A 3,052-nucleotide genomic window follows, 5' to 3' on the forward strand; every position below is an offset into this window, starting at 1 on the left:
CGACCCATCGTTCGACGTGGACGGCGTGGACGCCGCGCACAAGGCCACGCTGCTGGCGGCCAATGCGTTCGGCATGCCGGTGCGCTTCGAGCGGGCGCACGTGGAGGGCATCCGCGGGCTGCAGGCGATCGACGTGGCGTGCGCCGAAGCGCTGGGCTTTCGCATCAAGCTGCTGGGCATGGCGCGCCGGAATCTGGAGGCGGGCGAGGGCGAAGACCAGGGCGTGGAGCTGCGTGTGCACCCCGCCCTGGTGCCTGCACGGCACCTGCTGGCGCAGGTGGACGGGTCGATGAACGCGGTGCTGGTCAAGGGCGACGCCTGTGGCGTGACGATGTACTACGGCGCGGGCGCGGGCTCCGAGCCCACCGCGTCGGCTGTGGTGGCCGATCTGGTGGACGTGGCGCGCCTGGCGGCCGACGGCAGCGCCGCGCACCGCGTGCCGCACCTGGCGTTCCATCCGCATGCGCAGCAGGACCGGGTCGTGAAACCCATCGGGGATGTGCGCACGCGGCATTACCTGCGCGTGCCGGTGGCGGCGGGGCGGGCGGATGCCATTGGGATGGTGTCGGAGCATCTGGCGCGCGCCGGAGTCGCGGTGAAATCGCTGAGGGTGCATGCCGTTGGTGCGGCGCAGGGCGATGCGGCCGTGGACCAGGTGTTGGCGCTCACGCACGAGGCCGCCGATGCGCAGGTGCAGGCGGTGCTGGAGCAACTGAGCGAGGTGCCGGGCCTGTGCGTGCAGGCGCCGGTGCGGCTGCGGGTGGAAATGCTGGAGTGATGACGGGGGCGGGCGAGGGGTCTGCTGCTGCGGCGGCGGCGCGCTTGTGTGGCCCCGCCGTCCGCTCAGCGCTTTTGCTTCTGGTACGCCTCGTGGGCTGGCTTGCCGCGGTCGGTGTCCTGCAGGCCGCGCTGCACGTCCTTGTAGGCCTGCTGCATTTCTTCGGATGGCTCGCCGCCGGTCATCTCCACCGCCTGATCGCGCTCGTGCGGCAGGCGGGGCTCGGGGCCGTCGGGGTTCTTGCTGTCGGCGTCGGGGGCGGGGTGCGACTGCGTGGTGTCGACGCGGCGCTCCTTGCGTTCGGGCACCGGGGTCTCGGAAAGGGAATCGCGGGGGGTGGACATTGCAGGGCTCCTGTCGTGTGGCTGTGCCGGATAGGCATGGCCTCGATGCTAGGAAAGCCCTCCGGCGGCGTCTGTAGGCGGGTGCGCACAGCCGGCGACGGCGGGGGCGATTTGAAGCCTTTCAGGCCGCTGGCGCAATCAATACTAGGGCGTATTGCTATTAATTGAATAGCAACCGGGTGGTGCTTCGGCACCCGGGCGCCCGCCGCGGCGGTGCCGGCCCCGCGCGCAATCCACGGCGGGATCGAAGCCCCTCAGGCCGCGTCCGCCGTTTCCAGCACGGGCGCGCAGTCGATGCGCGTGCGGACCGAGTTGGCGAGAAAGCACGCCGCGTGCGCCCGGTGGTGCAGCGCCTCCAGCGCCTCCCGGCTGGGCGCGTGGGCGGGGTCGAAGCGGGTGACGGGGCGCAGCTGCACGTGGGCGACCACGGGGCGGCCCTGGTCGTCCGGCGCCATCGTGCCCACGGCGTCGTCGCGGTAGTGGTCCACGCGCCAGCCGTCGCGGCAGGCCAGGTCCAGGAACCACAGCATGTGGCAGCTCGACAGCGCCGCGACGAAGGCCTCCTCCGGGTCCACCGCGGCTGCGTCGGAGTAGGGCAGGGGCACGACGTGCGGCGAGGACGACGCGGCGACGGTGGCCCCGCCGTCGAACTGCCATTGGTGGGCGCGGTGGTAGCGCCGGTCCAGGAAGGCGTCGCTGCCGCGCTGCCAGGTGATGGAGGCCAGGTGTTCTGCCATGGGGGTCTCGTTTCGGTCGGTTGGAGGGGTGGGGAACGAAGGGACGCCCCGGGAGTTTAGGGACCTCCGGCCGTGCCCTGCCGAGAACCCGAACCGTTTCCGGGGCCGGCCCGGGCATGCCACACTACTGTATGTCTCAACAGGAATGGGCCGCGCAGGCCCTGCAGTCTTTCGATGCGGTGGTGGGCGCCACCGAGGGGTTCCGCAGCCGCGCCGGCCAGCGGCGCATGGCCGAGCAGGTGGCGCACACCTTCAGCGTGGCGCAGCTGGGCAAGGTGGAGGAGGGGCCCGACGGCGAGGCGCCGCCGCCCACGCGCTCCATCGCCGTCGTGCAGGCGGGCACGGGGGTCGGCAAATCGCTGGCCTACAGCGTGCCGGCCATCGCCATGGCGATCTCGCGCGGCACGCGGGTGCTGATCTCCACGGCCACGGTGGCGCTGCAGGAGCAGCTCGTCAACAAGGACCTCCCGGCCCTGGCCGCGCGCATGGAGCAGCCCTTCAAGTTCGCCCTGGCCAAGGGCCGCGGGCGCTATGTGTGCAAGCTCAAGCTGGAGCGGCTCGCCGGCACGGGCGAGGCCCATTCGCCGGAGGAGGAGGACCTCTTCGCCGAGGAAGAGGCCGCCACCCGCGCCGCCCGCCCGCGCCAGGAGACCGAGGCGCGCATGAAGTTCTACGCCACCATGGCCGACGTGCTCGCCAAGGGCGCCTGGGACGGCGACCGCGACAGCCTGGAGGTGCCGCCCGAGTCCGAGGTGTGGAGCCCCGTGGCGGCCGAGGCCAGCTCCTGCACCGGCAAGCACTGCCCGGCCTTCAGCCAGTGCACCTACTACGACCGGCGCAAGGCGCTGGTGGCCGCGCAGGTCATCGTGGCCAACCACGACCTGCTGCTGTCCTCGCTGGGCGCGCGGCTGCTGCCCGAGCTGGACAACTGCCTGCTGGTGCTGGACGAGGCGCACCACCTGCCCGCGACCGCGCTCGACCAGTTCGCGTGCGAGGCCGACCTGTCCCGCCTGACCTGGATCGACCGCCTGGCCAGCCGCGCGCTGCGCATCGGCGCGCTGGTCGAGGTGGAGGAGATCGCCGACATCCCCAACCATTCCGCGCGCCTGCGCGCCGCGCTGCAGGACGTGGCCCGGCTGGTGATGGACGTGTACGGCGAGCAGCTGCGCGCCCCCCAGGCCGGCCTGGGGGCG

General features: G+C 72.3%; 4 protein-coding genes. 2 read left to right on the top strand and 2 right to left on the bottom strand.

All coding sequences use genetic code 11. The annotated features are described in order from the left end of the window. Positions 1-778, top strand: a 778-nt coding sequence (locus AC27KI_RS21835; protein ID WP_487115795.1) for a homoserine dehydrogenase, incomplete at its 5' end; no start/stop codon positions are given. 65 nt (positions 779-843) lie between these two features. On the opposite strand, the gene AC27KI_RS21840 is transcribed toward AC27KI_RS21835, so the two are convergent. Both AC27KI_RS21840 and AC27KI_RS21845 read right to left on the bottom strand, forming a co-directional pair. After that, positions 844-1,122: a hypothetical protein gene (locus AC27KI_RS21840; RefSeq protein ID WP_284400525.1), complete on the bottom strand. Its 279-nt coding sequence runs from the start codon at positions 1,120-1,122 to the stop codon at positions 844-846. Positions 1,123-1,376: 254 nt separating this feature from the next. Next, on the bottom strand, positions 1,377-1,859 hold the full coding sequence (locus AC27KI_RS21845; protein ID WP_487115797.1) for an OsmC family protein: 483 nt from the start codon (positions 1,857-1,859) through the stop codon (positions 1,377-1,379). Positions 1,860-1,990: 131 nt separating this feature from the next. Here AC27KI_RS21845 and AC27KI_RS21850 point away from each other — a divergent pair. Continuing rightward, the coding region (locus AC27KI_RS21850; protein WP_487115799.1) for a DEAD/DEAH box helicase at positions 1,991-3,052 on the top strand (1,062 nt) is incomplete at its 3' end.

The sequence above is a fragment of the Acidovorax sp. KPB24-03 genome (genome assembly GCF_057546605.1).

What these genes read in the sequence shown, in the direction of transcription:
- AC27KI_RS21845 (WP_487115797.1), bottom strand. Translation starts at nt 1,859, where the DNA reads ATGGCAGAACACCTGGCCTCCATCACCTGGCAGCGCGGCAGCGACGCC.
- AC27KI_RS21840 (WP_284400525.1), bottom strand. Translation starts at nt 1,122, where the DNA reads ATGTCCACCCCCCGCGATTCCCTTTCCGAGACCCCGGTGCCCGAACGC.